The 17,008-nt window shown below is 58.3% G+C and carries 17 protein-coding genes; 13 read left to right on the plus strand and 4 right to left on the minus strand.

Features of this window, described 5'->3' with window-relative positions; genetic code table 11:
• Window positions 1-71: 71 nt before the first annotated feature.
• The 12 genes from AB6K10_RS08040 to AB6K10_RS08095 all read left to right on the plus strand — a co-directional run bounded on the left by AB6K10_RS08040 (window position 72) and on the right by AB6K10_RS08095 (window position 13,111).
• Complete coding sequence (locus AB6K10_RS08040) at window positions 72-1,442, plus strand: MFS transporter (protein WP_159341442.1); 1,371 nt, start codon at window positions 72-74, stop codon at window positions 1,440-1,442.
• A 114-nt stretch (window positions 1,443-1,556) separates the two neighbouring features.
• Window positions 1,557-3,350 (plus strand): acyl-CoA dehydrogenase, encoded by a 1,794-nt coding sequence (locus AB6K10_RS08045; protein ID WP_339118397.1) that lies wholly within the window; start codon window positions 1,557-1,559, stop codon window positions 3,348-3,350.
• 90 nt (window positions 3,351-3,440) lie between these two features.
• A complete protein-coding gene (locus tag AB6K10_RS08050; RefSeq protein ID WP_339118398.1) occupies window positions 3,441-5,087 on the plus strand; it encodes an acyl-CoA synthetase in 1,647 nt (548 codons plus the stop codon).
• On the plus strand, window positions 5,084-5,932 hold the full coding sequence (locus tag AB6K10_RS08055; RefSeq protein ID WP_339118399.1) for a 3-hydroxybutyryl-CoA dehydrogenase: 849 nt from the start codon (window positions 5,084-5,086) through the stop codon (window positions 5,930-5,932). Before AB6K10_RS08050 ends, AB6K10_RS08055 begins: the two co-directional genes overlap by 4 nt.
• A 109-nt stretch (window positions 5,933-6,041) precedes the next feature.
• A complete protein-coding gene (locus tag AB6K10_RS08060) occupies window positions 6,042-6,815 on the plus strand; it encodes an enoyl-CoA hydratase-related protein (protein ID WP_285262663.1) in 774 nt (257 codons plus the stop codon).
• 74 nt (window positions 6,816-6,889) lie between these two features.
• On the plus strand, window positions 6,890-7,588 hold the full coding sequence (locus AB6K10_RS08065) for a glutathione S-transferase family protein (RefSeq protein ID WP_285262662.1): 699 nt from the start codon (window positions 6,890-6,892) through the stop codon (window positions 7,586-7,588).
• Between the two features lie 55 nt (window positions 7,589-7,643).
• Window positions 7,644-8,183 (plus strand): YaeQ family protein, encoded by a 540-nt coding sequence (locus AB6K10_RS08070; RefSeq protein ID WP_339118400.1) that lies wholly within the window; start codon window positions 7,644-7,646, stop codon window positions 8,181-8,183.
• Between the two features lie 292 nt (window positions 8,184-8,475).
• Window positions 8,476-9,414 (plus strand): lipid A deacylase LpxR family protein, encoded by a 939-nt coding sequence (locus tag AB6K10_RS08075; protein WP_253017372.1) that lies wholly within the window; start codon window positions 8,476-8,478, stop codon window positions 9,412-9,414.
• Window positions 9,415-9,471: 57 nt separating this feature from the next.
• A complete protein-coding gene (locus tag AB6K10_RS08080; protein ID WP_285262660.1) occupies window positions 9,472-9,792 on the plus strand; it encodes a hypothetical protein in 321 nt (106 codons plus the stop codon).
• Between the two features lie 61 nt (window positions 9,793-9,853).
• Window positions 9,854-10,372, plus strand: a complete 519-nt coding sequence (locus AB6K10_RS08085) for a DUF421 domain-containing protein (protein ID WP_253016984.1) — start codon at window positions 9,854-9,856, stop codon at window positions 10,370-10,372.
• 98 nt (window positions 10,373-10,470) lie between these two features.
• Window positions 10,471-10,788: a DUF6693 family protein gene (locus AB6K10_RS08090; protein WP_253016986.1), complete on the plus strand. Its 318-nt coding sequence runs from the start codon at window positions 10,471-10,473 to the stop codon at window positions 10,786-10,788.
• Between the two features lie 211 nt (window positions 10,789-10,999).
• Window positions 11,000-13,111: a TonB-dependent siderophore receptor gene (locus AB6K10_RS08095; protein ID WP_339118401.1), complete on the plus strand. Its 2,112-nt coding sequence runs from the start codon at window positions 11,000-11,002 to the stop codon at window positions 13,109-13,111.
• 96 nt (window positions 13,112-13,207) lie between these two features.
• Here the strand turns inward: AB6K10_RS08095 and AB6K10_RS08100 are convergent, their stop codons facing one another.
• The 4 genes from AB6K10_RS08100 to AB6K10_RS08115 all read right to left on the minus strand — a co-directional run bounded on the left by AB6K10_RS08100 (window position 13,208) and on the right by AB6K10_RS08115 (window position 15,565).
• Window positions 13,208-13,438, minus strand: a complete 231-nt coding sequence (locus AB6K10_RS08100; RefSeq protein ID WP_253016990.1) for a DUF2798 domain-containing protein — start codon at window positions 13,436-13,438, stop codon at window positions 13,208-13,210.
• Between the two features lie 23 nt (window positions 13,439-13,461).
• Window positions 13,462-14,322, minus strand: a complete 861-nt coding sequence (gene yghU / locus AB6K10_RS08105) for a glutathione-dependent disulfide-bond oxidoreductase (protein WP_253016992.1) — start codon at window positions 14,320-14,322, stop codon at window positions 13,462-13,464.
• A gap of 235 nt (window positions 14,323-14,557) precedes the next feature.
• Window positions 14,558-14,983, minus strand: a complete 426-nt coding sequence (locus tag AB6K10_RS08110) for an organic hydroperoxide resistance protein (RefSeq protein WP_285262658.1) — start codon at window positions 14,981-14,983, stop codon at window positions 14,558-14,560.
• A 132-nt stretch (window positions 14,984-15,115) separates the two neighbouring features.
• Window positions 15,116-15,565 carry a MarR family transcriptional regulator gene (locus AB6K10_RS08115; protein WP_339118402.1) on the minus strand — a complete coding sequence of 150 codons (450 nt, stop codon included), beginning with the start codon at window positions 15,563-15,565 and terminating at the stop codon, window positions 15,116-15,118.
• A 307-nt stretch (window positions 15,566-15,872) separates the two neighbouring features.
• On the opposite strand from AB6K10_RS08115, the gene AB6K10_RS08120 reads away from it, so the two are divergent.
• Window positions 15,873-16,946, plus strand: coding sequence for a TRAP transporter substrate-binding protein (locus AB6K10_RS08120; protein ID WP_159341451.1), 1,074 nt, complete (start codon window positions 15,873-15,875; stop codon window positions 16,944-16,946).
• The last annotated feature ends 62 nt before the right edge of the window (window positions 16,947-17,008 follow it).

The following is a 17,008-nucleotide window of genomic DNA, read 5'->3' on the forward strand; positions in this document are numbered from 1 at the left end:
GTTTTCTTGCCTGTTCGATGTGATGGCGTGTTAACGGCAACGATTCATCCATTGAGCAAGGTGAGGTACGCATGTCGCGGCAACTGCTGGCCATGGCGCTAGCGCCCCTATTAGGGCTGTTTATTCTTGGGATTGGCAATGGCTTTCTCGCTACGCTGATTACCGTGCGTTTGGACGCAGCGGGCGAATCGGCGACGGTGATCGGGATTGTCTCGTCGGCCTATTTCATCGGCCTAGCCCTGGGTGCCATGGTCAACGACCGCCTGCTGCTGCGCATTGGTCATATTCGCGCTTACGGCAGCTTTGCCTCGCTGGTCGCGGTGACGGTACTGCTGCAAGGCCTTTTCTTCGAACCTTGGGCATGGTTTGCGCTGCGTTTGATCGGCGGCTGGGCCACGGTGGGTGTTTATCTGGTCATCGAGAGTTGGCTGCTCACGGCGGGCGACCAGAAAGTGCGCGGCCGCCTGCTGGCGCTTTATATGATCTCTCTTTACGCCGCCGGGGTGCTGGGGCAGCTCATGCTCGGAATCACCAGCGCCATGGGCGACACCGCGCCCTTCATGGTGATTGGCCTGTTGGCGTCGCTCTCGGTACTGCCCATGGCGATGATTCCCCGGGTGTCGCCGCTCATCGAGCACGCCGAACCGCTACCGCCGCACCGTTTGATCACCATGACCCCCACCGGCGTCATGGGCAGCCTCGGTTCTGGCATGGTGGTCGCTGCCGCCTACACGCTGCTGCCGCTTTACCTGCAGCGCATTGGCATGAGCGTCAATCAGGTCGGCCAAATGATGGCCGTCGTTATCATGGGGGCGATGCTGCTGCAGTACCCCATTGGCCGCTGGTCGGATCGCCATGATCGCCAGATGGTCTTGATTGGTATCAGCGCCTTCTGCGTGGTGATTTCAGCGGCGATGCTGTGGTTGCCGCTCTCCACGCCGTTGCTCGCCGTGCTGCTCTTTTTGTTGGGTGGTGGCGTGTTCGCGCTGTACCCGGTGGCCGTTAGCCATGCTGCCGACCGTGCGCCTGCCGGTGCACTGGTGCGGATGAGCCAGGGACTTTTGTTGATCAACTCGATTGGTGCCACCATCAGCCCGCTGATGATCTCGCCGGTGATGACCGCCATGGGCGATGCGGGCCTGTTCTGGGCGTTTGGCTCCCTCAGTCTATTCTTCGTGCTGTTCTTCGGATGGCGGCGTAGCGTGCGCCCGGCACCGGTGCCAGTGGCACCGTTCAACGCCACCACCCCAATGACCGCCGCCGGTGCTGAGCTGGTGGTGACCGAAGAGCTGGTACAAGGGGCGCTCGAACACGAGCACCTGGAAGACCTTTCCGACGTCGTGCCCGAAGTCGACGTGGCTGAGCCGGTAGTGGGGCCGCCCCAAGAAGACGAGAGCCACATCACCTACTACGATGACGTGGAAACCGAGGTGCGCAAATAAGCCGCTGAGGCGGCGACAGGTGAGACCTTAAGCTAATAGTGTGGTGAGACTAGGGAAACTACTATCAGCGATAGTGTTTTTACTACTTTTGCCGCCGTCGCCTGAGGTTTTGCCATGAATTATTACGCCGCCCCGGTCCGTGATTTTCGCTTCGTGCTCGAAGAGATGTTAGCCCACCACTCCCTATCGCTACCGGGATTCGAAGAGGCCACGCCAGATCTCGTCGAGGCCGTTCTGGAAGAGGCTGCGAAGCTGGCGGGCGATGTGTGGGGCCCGCTCAACAGCACCGGCGACCGCCTGGGGGCTAAGCGCCACACTGATGGCAGTGTGACTACCCCAGAAGGCTTTGCCGCCGCCTATCACGCCTATGTTGAAGGCGGTTGGAACGGTATTGGGGTGTCTGAAGAGCTGGGCGGGCAGAACCTACCCGAAGTGGTGGCCAGCGCGGTACAGGAGATGCTTCACGGCGCAAACATGGCCCTGGGGCTGTGCCCGATGCTCACTGCCGGTGCCATCGAAGCGCTGGCCCACCACGGTAGCGATGCTCTCAAAGCCATCTACCTACCCAAGCTGGTCGAAGGGACTTGGACCGGCACCATGAACCTCACCGAACCACAAGCAGGGTCGGACCTCTCCAAAGTGCGTACCAAAGCCGTTCCAGAAGGCGAGCACTACCGCATCAGCGGCCAAAAGATCTACATCACCTGGGGCGAACACGACGCCGCCGAGAACATCATCCACCTCGTCCTTGCCCGTAAGCCCGATGCTCCGGAAGGCAATAAGGGCATTTCACTGTTCCTGGTTCCCAAATTTCTGGTGAACGACGACGGCACGCTCGGCGAGCGTAACGACGTCACCTGTGCCTCCATCGAGCACAAGCTCGGCATTCACGGCTCGCCCACCTGCACGCTCAGCTTTGGGGAAAACGGCGGTGCCGTAGGCTATCTCGTCGGCGAGGAAGGGCGCGGGTTGAACCATATGTTCACCATGATGAACGAGGCGCGCCATAAAGTTGGGATTCAAGGCATTGGCGTGGCCGAACGCGCCTGCCAGCACGCCTTTGCCTACGCCCATGACCGTACCCAGGGCCGCTCGCCCAAACAGCGGGGCGGTAGCGAATGCACCATTAGCGACCACTTTGACGTGCGCCGGATGCTGCTCTCTATGCGTGCCCGTACCGATGCGCTGCGTGCATTGGCGCTCTACTGTGCCGGGCAGTTGGATATCGCTCGCCGTGCCGAGAACGACGCCGAACGCCAAGCTGCCCAGGCCTGCGCCGATGTTCTGATTCCGATTGTGAAGAGCTTCTCGACCGACCAAGCGGTGGATATCGCCTCTATGGGCGTGCAGGTACACGGCGGCATGGGCTACGTGGAAGAGACCGGCGCGGCCCAGCTATTGCGGGATGCGCGCATTGCGCCTATCTATGAAGGCACCAACGGCATTCAAGCGCTGGACTTGGCGGGCCGCAAACTGCAGCGAGACGGCGGTGCGGCGCTCTCTGTGCTGATCGATGATGTGCATAAAACGGCCGAAGCGCTGCGCGGCGAGACATCGCTTGCCAGCATGGGCAGTGCGCTCGCGGCGGGCGCTGACGACCTGCGCGCTGCCATGACCTTGGTGCTGGAGCAGGGCAGCGACCCTGAACACGGTCCCGATGCCGTACAGGCGTACGCCACGCCGCTGTTGAACCTGGCCGGGCACGTGCTGTGCGCTTGGCAAATGGGCATCGCGGCGCTGCACGCCCAACAGGCTGTAAAAGGCGGCAGCGATGAGCCGTTTTACCGCACCAAGCTCTGCAGCGCCGAGTTTGCCATTCACCAATGGCTGCCGGTTGGCCGCGCTCAGCGTGCCGTGATCGAGGCCGGCTGGCAGTGTTTTAGCCAGTTCGATAGCGCGGCTCACTAACGCCACCGCCGCCTTATGGGCGGCGGTATTCGTTATGAATGTCCAATAATAAAACGTCCTATAACAACAGCGAGAGTGCAGGAACCGATCATGACCTCCATCTTTGAACAAGACTTACCGCCGACCGCCGCCAACCATGTGCCGCTCTCACCGCTCACGTTTATTGAGCGCTCGGCGGCCATCTACCCGGACTACCCCGCGGTCGTGCATGGCGCAACGCGCCGCACCTGGGCCGAGACCTGGACGCGCTGCCGCCAGCTAGCCTCGGCGCTGGAAAAGCGCGGCATTCAACCTGGGCAAACGGTGGCCGCCATGCTGCCCAATATTCCCGCGATGTTCGAGGCGCACTTCGGAGTGCCGTTGGCGGGCTGCGTGCTGAATACGCTCAATATTCGCCTCGATGCCGACGCGATTGGCTATATGCTGGCCCACGGCGAAGCCAAGGTGATTCTGGTAGATCCTGAGTTTGCCGAGGTGATTCAAGCGGCGGTTGCCAAGTTGGAAAGCAAACCGCTGATTATTGACGTAGCCGACCCCGAGTTTTTGGGCGACACCCAAGGCATTGGCGAGTTGGAGTACGAAGCGCTACTGGCTGAGGGCGACGCTGATTACGCTTATCGGCTGCCCAACGACGAATGGCAGGCGATTTCGCTGAACTACACCTCCGGCACTACCGGCAAGCCCAAGGGCGTGGTGTATCACCATCGCGGTGCTTACCTGAACGCGGTGAGTAATATTCTCGAGTGGGCCATGCCCCATCACCCGGTGTATCTGTGGACGCTGCCGATGTTCCACTGCAACGGCTGGTGCTTCCCCTGGACCATTGCCGCCAATGCGGGCGTTAGCGTGTGTCTGCGCAAGGTGGATCCCAAACGCATCACGGACCTTATTGCCGAAGAGGGCGTCACCCACTTCAGCGGCGCGCCGATTGTGCTCAATGGGTTGGTGAACCTACCGGCCGACCAAAAGCGGGTGTTTGATCATCCGGTAAAAGTGACCACCGCCGGTGCCGCGCCGCCCGCCTCGGTGATTGCTGGGGTGGAAAAGCTGGGTATCGAAGTCACTCACGTATACGGGCTTACTGAAGTGTACGGTCCGGTGACCGTATGCGCTTGGCGTGATGCTTGGAACGAGCTGCCACTGGAGTCCCGTGCCAAAATCAAGGCCCGCCAAGGCGTGCGTTACCACATGCTGGAAGCGCTCTGCGTGGCCGACCCGGTGACGTTAGAACCCGTCGCTAAAGATGGCCGAACCATGGGCGAGATCTTGATGCGTGGCAACAACGTGATGAAGGGGTATCTCAAAAACGCCGAGGCGACGGAAAAAGCGCTAGAGGGTGGATGGTACCACACCGGTGATTTAGCGGTATGGCACGCCGATGGCTATATCGAGATTAAAGACCGCTCGAAAGATATCATCATCTCCGGCGGTGAAAATATCTCCACCATCGAAGTGGAAGATGCCATTTACAGCCATCCGGCGGTTGAAGAGGCGGCGGTCGTCGCGAAGCCGGACGAAAAGTGGGGCGAAACGCCCTGTGCGTTTGTTAAGTTAAAAATCGGCTACGGCGAGGTCACCGAGGCGGATATCATCGCCCACTGCCGTGAGCGTTTAGCGAGCTTTAAGGTGCCCAAAACGGTGATTTTTAGCGAGCTGCCGAAAACATCGACGGGCAAAATTCAAAAATTCGTGCTGCGTGAAGAAGCCAAGCAGCACCAGTCAGGGGGGCAGCAATGAGCGAACAACGGATCGGCGTGGTAGGCGCAGGCACCATGGGGCAGGGCATTGCCCAAGTGGTCGCCGCCAGTGGCTTTAACGTTCGGCTGTACGATGTCGCCGACGAGCAGCTCACCCGCGCCAAAGGCGCTATCGATAAAGGGCTCGAGAAGCTCGTTGCCAAAGAGAAGATGACCGCAGAGGGCAAGCAAGAAGCACTCGCTCGACTCTCTACCACCACGGCGCTCGATGCGCTCAGCGACTGCAGCGTGATTATCGAAGCCGTCCCTGAGCAGCCTGCGCTGAAAGAGAAGCTGTTTCGCGATCTCAGCCATCTGAGCAGCGATGCCATCCTGGCCTCTAACACGTCCTCGTTGTCTCTCACCCGCTTGGCCGCTGTATGCGAGCGCCCGGAGCGAGTAGTGGGTATGCACTTCTTCAACCCAGTGCCGGTACTCAAGTTGGTGGAAGTGATCCGTGCTGAGCAAACCTCGGATGCCACCGTCGAGCGCATTGAAGCGCTGGCCAAAGCGCTGGGCAAAACCGCCGTGCCGGTAGGCGACGCGCCGGGCTTTGCCGTGAACCGTTTGCTAGTGCCGATGATTAACGAAGCCGCGTTTATCGTGCAGGAAGGCACCGCGACGCCGGAAGCCATCGATGAGGCCATGAAGCTGGGTGCTGCCCACCCGATGGGGCCGCTGGCGCTGGCGGATTTGATCGGCCTGGATGTATGCCTCGCGATTATGGACGTGCTGCAGGAAGGCTTTGGCGACCCCAAATATCGCCCCTGCCCGCTGCTCAAGCGCATGGTGGCCGCAGGCTACCTGGGCCGTAAGAGCGGCCGTGGGTTCTATATCTACGAATAGCCAACTGCCGGATTGAAGCGCGACAAAAGAAGTGATTGCCACCCAACCAAGCGTTCGCTAGGGTTGAGTGGTCATCACTTACAAGCGCAATAACAATCAAGGAGCCATCATGAGCGACGCAGTGATCGAGAAGGTTGATAACGACGGTGTAGTGCGCCTGACCATTAATCGCCCCAAAGCCCTGAACGCGCTGAATAGCGACGTGCTCAGCGCTTTGGAAGCGCATTTAGTCGAGCTTGAAGCGCACCCCAACCTGCGGGCGGTATTGATTACCGGCGCTGGGGAAAAATCCTTTGTGGCCGGGGCAGATATCACCGAAATGCGGGATAAAACCCCCGAAGAGGCCCGCGCATTTGCCAGCCAGGCACTGCGTACCATCAAGCGACTTGAGACACTGCCCGTGCCGGTGGTCGCGCTGGTGAACGGGTTTTGCCTTGGCGGCGGCTGCGAACTGGCGCTGGCCTGCGACTGGGCCGTCGCCAGCGACAACGCTGTCTTCGGCCAGCCGGAAGTCCTGTTAGGCGTCATTCCTGGCTTTGGCGGTACCCAGCGTCTGCCGCGCCGAGTCGGCCCCGCCATGGCGATTGATTTGGTCACTACCGGGCGCAAAATCGATGCCCACGAAGCGCTGCGCATTGGTCTCGTAAACCGCGTGATGCCCCAAGCGGAGCTTGAGAACTACGTCGAAGAACTCACCAAACAGCTGAAGGGCAACGGGCCGCAGTCGGTTCGCGGAGCCAAACAAGCCGTTCATGACGGCATGGACCAAGACCTGGATAGCGCCCTGGCGCTGGAAACCAGCCTGTTCGCTTTCTGCTTTGCAGGTCAGGAGCAGAAAGAGGGCATGAGTGCCTTTGTCGAAAAGCGTAAACCCAACTTTTAAATTGTTTTATTAAGTTTAAGTTAAAAAGGGTGGCGCATTCGCCGCCCTTTTTTGTGGCTCACAAGGAGTGCGGCATGTTCGATCTGTATATCGCTAACAAGAACTACTCTTCCTGGTCGCTGCGCCCTTGGGTGTTGCTGAAAGCGTTGGAGATCCCCTTTAATGAGCACCTCATGCCGTTTGAGGGTGGCTTTGGGGAGAGTCACACCACGTTCAAGCGCTTTTCACCGTCGGGCTTAGTGCCGTGTTTGGTCGATAGTGAGCACGACGTGGCCGTGTGGGATTCGTTGGCGATCGTCGAGTACGTGGCCGAGACACATCCAAACATATGGCCATCAGCGCGTGGGGCGCGGGCCTGGGCGCGCTCGGCCAGTGCCGAAATGCACAGCGGCTTTGGCGCACTGCGCGACGAATGTTCGATGAACTGTGGCGTACGCGTGGCCATGAACGAGCTTTCCCCAGGGCTGAAAAGCAATCTGGCTCGGTTAGATGCCCTGTGGCAAGAAGGGCTTGCGCGTTTTGGCGGCCCGTTTCTGGCAGGCGAACACTTTACGGCGGTGGATGCGTTTTACGCCCCTGTGGCGTTTCGGATACAAACCTTCAATCTGCCGCTGAGTGACGCCTCCCTTGCTTATGTGCAGCGCCTGTTGGCGCTTCCCGCTATGCAGGATTGGTACGACGCCGCGCTGAAGGAGGCCTGGCGCGAACCTATGCACGAAGAGGAAACGTTGAAAAACGCCACGCTGCTTCGCGATGAACGCAACACGGCGTGATGGGGATAAATCCGCTACACTGGCGCGCCCCCTTCTTTCGAGAGAGACCTTTGCCATGGCGCTGAGCGCGACCCCTTATAAAGTCGATGTTAACTTGACCGATCTGGATCGCAGCGTTTACGAGACGCTGCGCTTCACCGTGGCCCGTCATCCCTCAGAAACCGAAGAGCGTCTCTGCGCACGTTTGATTGCTTACCTGCTCTGGTACAGCGAATCGTTGGGGTTTGGGCGCGGGCTTTCCGATGTGGACGAGCCTGCGCTTTGGGAAAAGAGCCTGGATGGTCGCGTGCTTCACTGGATCGAAGTCGGTCTACCCGATGCCGAACGTTTGACCTGGTGCTCGCGCCGGGCAGAGCGGGTCTCGCTGCTGGCGTATGGTCGCGTGGATATTTGGGAAAGCAAAGTGCTGCCTGCCGTTGCCTCGTTGAAGAACGTGCACATCGCCGGGCTGCCCCAAGAAACGCTGGCCACCGTAGCAGCAGATTTGCCCCGGGCGAATAACTGGGCAGTGATGATTAGCGATGGATCGTTGTTCATCACCGACGACAATGGTCAGCATGAGATGACCCCGCAGTGGCTATTGCGGGAGCGCTGAACCATGTTGTGCTAGGTTTTAAAGACGTGTGGTCGGTCTGAACAGGAAGTCGCGTTAATGATGGGTGATTCCTAGAATGTAGCTTGCTATCTATTTGCATGATTACATACAATCAGCAATGTTTGTTGCTCCCCGCTACGTTCGTATTTGCCCGTTTTAGCCCTCAACTCAAGGAATGAGCATGATGCCATCTGCTATATCACGCAGCGTTGCACGCTGCAATACGCGTTTTCAACAGCCAAAGCGTCACCCGCTAAGGTTCTACAAAGCGATCCTGCCGTTCGTGCTACCCATGGGCCTGTTACCCACCATGGCGTTGGCCGACGATAGCGCGCTGTCCGTCAAGCTGGAAAATGATGGCTTCGCCAGCAGCGACGATGGCCACTTTACCAGTGGCTTCGAGCTGAATTGGATGTTTACCCCGGAGCCGCAGAGCTGGACCCAGCGTTTGGCCACGGCGTTACCGGATAGCCTCATTGGTGAAGCGGATCGCGCTTCGTATCGTCTGGTACATCAAATCTACACGCCCAATGTGATCGAGCGTCGTGACTTGATCGAAGATGACCGCCCCTACGCTGGGTTGGTGTACGGTGGCGTATCGCTTTATGAGGATAAAGCGGTCGGCCGCTGGCAGCAGGCTACGGATTTGCACTTGGACGTGGGGTTGGTCGGACCTTCTTCTCAAGCGGATAGCATTCAGCGGGAAGTGCACCGGGTGACCGATAGCGACCGTCCGCGCGGGTGGCGAAACCAGCTCGGTGATGAGGCCATCCTCAACCTGACCATGCGTCGCCAGTGGTGGCACGATGCCCCCTTGGCCGGAAAGCAGTTTTCCCATGGGCCCAGCGTTGGTGCGGCGCTGGGGAACCTGTACACCTACGCCAGTGCAGGCTACAGCGTACGCTGGGGAGACGATGCGCAGGGCATTCCCACGCTGACGCCAAATCCTGGTAGTCGTCATCAGTTGAACGGCACTAGTGGCTGGCAGTGGTACCTATTCGCGAACGTGGAAGGGTACTACATGGCACAAAACCTGACGCTCGATGGGAATACCTTCCGTGATAGCCACTCGGTCGACCGCAACGAGTGGGTGGCCGAGGCGTCTGCCGGGTTAGCATTGGCTTGGGATGCGTGGCAGGTGACGTACGCCGCCGTTCAGCGCACTCGCGAATTCGATGGTCAGGACGAGCAGGACACGTTTGGCGCCGTTACGCTGACTCGGCGCTTCTAAGCCATCCGATAATCTCCTGCAAGGGCAGTGATTAACGACGGGGTAAGGTGATTCGAGATGGCTAATAAGTACCCTCACACACCGGATGGCCGCTATTTCGTCGCTAACAACCGACTTTGGCGCTGCACCGACCCCCGCCTCACGGAAGAGCAGAAGCGCGTCCATATCAAAGCGCTGATGAAGGCGCGTCGGGCGGTACGCAGCGCCCAGCAGCAAGGTGACGACGACGCGCTGCGTCAAGCGCGTCAGTCGGTGCAAGAGGCCAAGGAAGCCTTGGGCGAGCGTGGTCCTGTCTGGTGGGAAGATGGCGCGCCCGATGAGGGAGGCTTGGCGCCTCATAACAGTTCGTATGCCCAGTGGTGGGCGTCGCACTCATAAACCATGGTTGCTACCCTGAGCTGTGTAAGGAATAGGTTTCTTCACTCAGCAGGAGTGGCATATGGACATGGTGTTTTTTGGCGGGTGGCAAAGTCTGGCCCGTACCCTCGTCGTAGGCGTGCTTGCTTACACGGTGCTGGTTGTCTTCTTGCGGATGTCTGGTAATCGCACGCTATCGAAAATGAACGCCTTTGATTTGATCGTGACGGTCGCGTTGGGCTCTACGTTGGCAACGGTACTGCTGTCGAAAGACGTGGCGCTGGCAGAAGGCGCGCTGGCGTTGGGGCTGCTGATTTTTCTGCAGTTCCTGATCACGTGGCTGAGCGTTCGCGTGAGCTGGGTCAAGCGGTTAGTGACCGGCGAGCCGCGTTTGTTGCTGTACGAGGGCGAGCTGTTGCTCGACGCGCTGCGCAAGGCACGGGTGACGCGGGATGAAGTACGCTCTGCGGTACGGAGTAGCGGCTTGGCCAATCTCGATGCCGCTCAGGCGGTGGTGTTGGAGACCGATGGCTCGCTGAGCGTGGTGAAACGCAGCAGCCAACCGGGGGAAACCAGCCTGCGAGGTGTGCAGAGCCCCTAGCGATGGGGCGTTAGCTGTCGATAGCGCTATGCCGTTCACGGCTAGCCGCCATGGTGGTACGCTGCGCGCCTTTCTCTCCTACTGTGTAAGGGCAATCCGTGAACGTTAAAGCTGATCTCTCGATCTTGGACATCGTTGGCCATTTGTTGATTTGGGTGGTACTGACCCTGATTACCTTTGGCATTGCACTGTTTTTCTTTCCTTACTCGTTTGCTCGTTTCGTAATCAACCGCACCCGCGTGGTCGATAACGCAACGGGTATCGAGCGGAAAATGGTGTGTGATATCAATATCTTCAGCAACGTTGGCCATATCATTTTATGGATGGTCATTTCATTTCTTACGTTGGGGCTCGGTTACATCTTCTACTTTTACCGGGTGTGGAACTACGCCCTAAATAACGCTCGTCTGCAGTAATCTCTCCGGTTGTACGTCCACCCGCGCCACAATATCGCCTCTGCCGAGCGTCGGCAGAGGCTTTATGAGTGATAAGCGTTTGCGTTTAACGTATCGTCGCTTGTGTTTCAACTAGCCATTCGGCGTCATTGACAACGTTTGTACAACTCCCTATATTTCCCGTGAATAAAAATTACTATCATTAATATTAATATTTGCTCCGGGATCTAACATGATGAAAACCACTCCTCACTTTCGACTGCGGGCGCTGAGCGTCGCGGTCGCCTTAGCGTCTGCCACTTCGGTATCGGCTGTTAGCGCACAAGAAAATGCCTCTGACCGCGTTAATCTGGAAACGGTGGAAGTCACTGCTGACGCAGCGGGCCGCTTTGGTTACAGCGATGCCGAACGCGAACCCAGCGTCGGCAAGCTGGATGTGCCGCTGGCCGAGCAGCCTTACGCCATGTCCGTCATCGACCAAGAGTTCATCCAGGATAGCGGTGCCAAAAACATTCAAGATGCGCTGCTGTATACCCCCGGCGTGTATGCAGGCAACTTTGGCTTCGACACCCGTGGCGACAGTGCCAAAGTGCGCGGGCTAGACGCAGGTCGCTATTTGGATGGCTTGCGCCAGGTGTATGGCTCTTACAACACCGTGCGTACCAACGTATACGCACTCGAGAGCGTCGAGGTCCTACGTGGGCCATCTTCCATGCTTTATGGCCAAGCGGATCTAGGCGGCATCATCAACGGCGTTTCGAAACTGCCTCAAGAGGAGAGCAGCGGAGAAGTGTGGGCGCAGTACGGCTCCTATGACCGCAAGCAGCTGGCGCTGGATGTCACCGGCGCGGCAGATGAGGACGGTGAATTTCTGTATCGCTTGGTGGCATTGACCCGTGATAGCGACACCCAAGTCGATTACGTCGAGGATGATGGCTACTTGTTTGCGCCGTCGTTTACTTGGCGTCCCAGCGACGAGACCAGCATTACGCTGCTGCTCAATCGCCAGGAAAACAAAGGCCAGGTATCAGCGCAGTTTCTGCCCCAGGCGGGCACGTTGGAGCCGGGGTCGCGTGGGTTCATTGGCTCTGAGCGGTTCGTGGGCGAGCCCGGCTGGGATCGTTATGACCGCGAAAAAACCGAAACGACGCTATTCGTCGATCACCAGCTCAACGATGACTGGACCTTTGCAGCCACCGCGCGCTACACCGATTCCAGCACCGAAACCCGCGAACACTGGATCGATATTCCGAGCGTTCCCGATGCCGACGGTAACGTCAACCGCACCATCTTCACCGCCGATGCCGAAACGCGCACTCTCAATATGGATGCCCGGCTGGAAGGCGAGTTCGCACTTGGCAATACTCAGCACACCCTCATTGCAGGCATCGACCGTCAGGACGCCCGCTGGTCTCAGGATAACTACAGCTCAGTGGCCAGTGGAGGTGGGCAGTTCAACGTCTACAACCCCCAGTATGGCAACCTGCAGCTGGGCTCACTGAACCCCACCGACCGCCCGGATAATGAAATCGAGCAGGTGGGCGTGTATCTAGCGGATCACATCGAAGTAGGGCCCGTGGTCGTCTCCGCAGGCCTGCGTCGTGACTGGGCAGAGAACCGCACGCTGGCGCTGTCTGGACCGGATACGGTGAGCGATGAGGGCGAAACCACGGGGCGCGTGGGGCTGATGTACCGTTTCGATAACGGCTTCTCGCCCTATGTGAGCTATTCGGAAGCGTTCGCCATGAACCTGGGCACCGACGGAACGGCCAATCCGAGCCCGTTGAAACCTACGACCGGCGACCAAGAAGAAGTTGGCTTCAAGTACGTCTCTCCAGATCAATCGCTGGCCGTGAGTGCCGCCTACTTTGACATCACGCAGCAAAACCGTATTAGCGACGGCGTTACCCCAGGCGGCGTAGAGCAGCTAGGTGCCGTGGTCGATGGCTGGGAACTGCAGGTGAACAAGCGCTGGCAGCAGTTCGAAACCCAGCTCGCCTACACCAACTTGAACGCCACCAACGACAGCACCGGTACGCGGTTACCGTACGTGGCCGAAGAGCAGGCTTCCTGGTGGAACCGACTGTATGTGGGTAGTCACTGGCGTATTGGGGCGGGCGTTCGTTATGTCGGCGACAACGTGGGGTCTGGCGGTGCGCCCGTGGTGCCTTCCAGCACGCTGTATGATGCGATGGTGGGTTACACCATGGGCGAGTGGGACTTCTCGGTGGACCTGAAAAACGCCACGGATGAAGAGTATGTCTCCTGGTGTCGTTATGACGGCGGCGACTGTGGCTACGGCGACCGCCGCAGCGTCACGGCCAACGTGCGCTATCAGTTTTAATACGCGCGACATACGGTGGCAGGTTGCCACATAAAACGACGGGGCCTGCGATGAGCAGGCCCCGTTCTCTTTTTGGGTCTCTTCGTGTGTCGACGATTAGTGTGGCTGCTTGATCAGTAGCTTCACTAACCGCCGCACGATGGGGGAGACTAGGTTGATCACCGGCAGCGCGACGGCAAAGGCAAACAGCCACGCCTTGAGCCAAATCATCACGATCCCTTCGACGAGTCCCACGTTATACAGCGTAATCACCAGCGACATGATGCATGACATGAACAGCGCCATCAGGCATGAAAATATCAGCTGGGCGTATTTCGGATCGAACATCGTGCGTTTTCCTAATACGCGAATTAACGCTTGTCTTCGGTTTTTTCAGTGAAGTCGCTAGCGTCGTGACGCTCGTGAAGCTGCTCGCTGGGTTCACCCCAGGTACGGTTTACCATGCGGCCACGCTGTACTGCGGGGCGGGCGTCAATCTCTTCGGTCCAGCGCAGCACATTCGTATAGGTGTGTGCCTCGAGGAACTCAGCGGCGTCGTACACGCGGTTTTTGACCAGTGCCCCGTACCAGGGGTGAATCGCCATGTCGGCAATGGTGTACTCGTCGCCTGCCATGAAGCGGTTGTCGGCGAGGTGGCGGTCCAGCACGTCTAGCTGGCGTTTGACTTCCATGGTGTAGCGATCGATCGGGTACTGGTACTTCTCTGGCGCGTAGGCGTAGAAGTGACCAAAGCCGCCGCCCAACATCGGTGCGCTGCCCATTTGCCAGAACAGCCAAGAGAGGCACTCGGTACGCTTGGCAGGATCCGACGGCAGGAATTCACCGTACTTCTCGGCGAGATAAAGCAAGATGGCCCCTGATTCGAATACGCGCTGGGGCGGGTTCACACTGTGATCCATCAGTGCTGGAATCTTCGAGTTGGGGTTGACCTCAACGAAGCCGCTACCAAACTGGTCGCCTTCGCCAATTTGGATCAGGTGAGCATCATACTCGGCGGCAGTGACGCCTTTTTCGAGCAGCTCTTCGAGCATGACCGTTACTTTGACGCCGTTGGGTGTCGCCAACGAATAGAGCTGTAAGGGGTGTTTGCCAACGGGCAGCGGCTGTTCGTGGGTCGCGCCTGCCACCGGACGGTTGATATTGGCAAACTTGCCGCCGTTACCCGGCTCCCATTTCCATACCCGTGGTGGCGTGTAGGTCGTATCGCTCATAGTAGCCTCGCTGTTGAACAGGTGAAAAGAGCAGTGCCAATTGCCTAGCTTGCTAAGTTGTCCCTGGTTTATGGGGACGTAAAACCTGGGTACAAGGGTAGACCTTGAGTTCGTTAAATAAAAATATGCGGGGCGGTGAAGGGAAGGCCGCGGCGAAGTCAGCACGGCAAGAGAGGAGTGGGAAAGATCACACAGCCGCCACCCTGCCGATAGGCAAGGTGGCGGGGAAGGCGGTTTACACCAGCGTCAAGGTGACGTCGATGTTGCCACGGGTCGCGTTAGAGTAAGGGCAGACAATATGCGCTTTATCGACCAGCGCCTGCGCAACGTCCTTCTCAAGACCCGGCAAGCTGATTTTTAGCTCCACTTCAATGCCGAAACCCGTGGGAATGGCACCAATGCCCACGCTGCCATCGATCTGTGTATCAGCAGGTAGCTTGACTTTTTCCTGGCTGGCCACGTGCTTCAGCGCGCCCAGGAAGCAGGCGGAGTAGCCCGCTGCGAATAGCTGCTCAGGATTGGTGCCGTCGCCACCTGCGCCACCCAGCTCTTTTGGTGTGCTCAGTTTGACGTCCAGCGCGCCATCGGAGGATTTGGCATGGCCTTCACGGCCGCCAGTCGCATGGGCGTGGGCACGATAAGCAATCGTTTCAATCGACATCGGGTATCTCCTATTCATCAATCGTTGGGTGTGTGACGCGTTGGTGCAAAACGGGTTTTAATTTAGTCCAGCTTTATTTTGCGCGCAAGTTAATTGCCATAAAAGTATGCTCCGCTGGCGAAACGACCGTGTCTATTTCGCTTTTTGCAGACTGTCGCGCAGTTGAACGAGATCCTCTTTGAGTTGCGTCAAGGCTTCCACCGATTTCTCGCTCGCATTGACGATGCAGCTTGGAATATGGCGCGCCTGCTCGCGCAGCGCATGGCCTTTATTAGTCAGGAACAGCTCGACGACGCGCTCATCCTGCACACTGCGCTGACGGCGCAGCAGCTGGTCCGCTTCCAGGCGCTTGAGCAACGGGGTCAGCGAGCCGGGGTCGGTGAGCAGCCGCTTACTCAATGAGCCAACGGTAATACCATCCTCTTGCCACAGCACCAGCATGGCAAGGTACTGCGGGTAGGTCAGCCCTAGCTCTTTCAAAAGCGGTTTGTAGATCTTGGTCATCGTCAACGACGTTGAATAGAGGGCGAAACAGAGCTGATGATCGAGCTCCAATTCGCTGCAAGGGTCTAACGCAGGCATGTGGACTCCAGGACGGGATGCATAGCCAGTAATGTAGCGCGCCAGACGATGAGTGGCTATCCCTAGACGTTGGTCGTAAGTTAGCAGTTTTGTTTTGACACCCCGCCTAGCGGTCGCTAGCCTTCGCTTATTGAATGTTACCGGTAACAAAGAAAGTGTGAAACCGCTGGTTAGCGGCAACATTCATGCGGCGGCGTTATTCGATCATGCTAATAAAAGGCCATTAGCCCGTTGGCAGATAAACGCTCAGCAACCCAGCACTCAACCGCTCATCATTTAACAACAATGAATGTTTGGAGATAACGTCATGACAGCGATTTGGCGCAGCACGCTTACCCTAGTGGGCGCAACGACCCTGACTTTTGGCATGGCGCATGCCCAGAGCCCCGAGCTTTCCGACCCGCCGGCCATCGAAGGGGATATCGTGGCCGACCACGGTAGCCATACGCTTCGTATGGGTATTGGCCTATCGGAAACGTCTCCGCAGTTTCTCTCTAGCCAGTACTTTGGCGAAATTCTGGAGCAGCGTACCGAAGGCCGCATTACGGTCAACGTGTTCCCCAACAGCCAGTTGGGTGACGACGTTCAAATGATGGAAATGCTGCAGACCGGCACGTTGGATATGACGTATCCCTCCAGCTCGGCCACTACCAGCTACGTCGAAGAGCTCTCCGTCTTTGACCTGCCGTTCCTGCTGCCCAGCCGTGAAGCCGCCATGGCCGTCATGCAGAGCGACGTGGCTCAGGAAATGCTGGATAAGTTCGAAGGTACTGGCCTGAAAGCGTTGGCCCTCTCCGAGAACGGCTACCGCCAGCTCTCCAACAGCGCACGCCCGGTGGAGTCGCCGGAAGACGTGGCAGGCCTGGACGTTCGCGGTTTGAGCGTACGTACCATGCAGAACCCGGTGCACCTGGCGATTTGGGAAGCCCTCGGTGCTAACCCCACGCCAATGGCCTTTGGTGAACTCTTCTCTGCGCTAGAGCAGGGCGTCGTCGATGGTCAGGAGAATCCCTGGAGCACCATCCTGACCTCCAACTTCAATGAAGTGCAGGATTACGGCACCGAAACCCGCCACGTTTACACCCCGTTCATCATGATGCTGTCCGAGCGTACCTGGGACCGCATGGCACCCGAGTATCAAGAGCTGGTACTGGAAGCTGCGCGTCAATCTGCCGAGTACGAAATTCAGCTCTCCGCTGAGTACGACGACTGGTCTCGTGAGCAGTTAGAAGAGCGTGGTATGCAGATCACTCGCTTGAGCGATGAGCAGCTGGCCGCGTTCCAAGACGCCGTGCAGCCCGTTTACGAAGAGTGGGCGCCGCGCATTGGCGAAGATCTGATCGCTGAAATTCAGCAGATCGTCGAAGACAGCAGCAACTAATACGCACCATTAAGCGCGCCATCGGGCAGGCCATTGTGCCTGCCCGACTTGTCAGTGCCCCT

This window comes from Halomonas sp. BMC6, assembly GCF_964204995.1.
Lineage (GTDB): Bacteria > Pseudomonadota > Gammaproteobacteria > Pseudomonadales > Halomonadaceae > Vreelandella.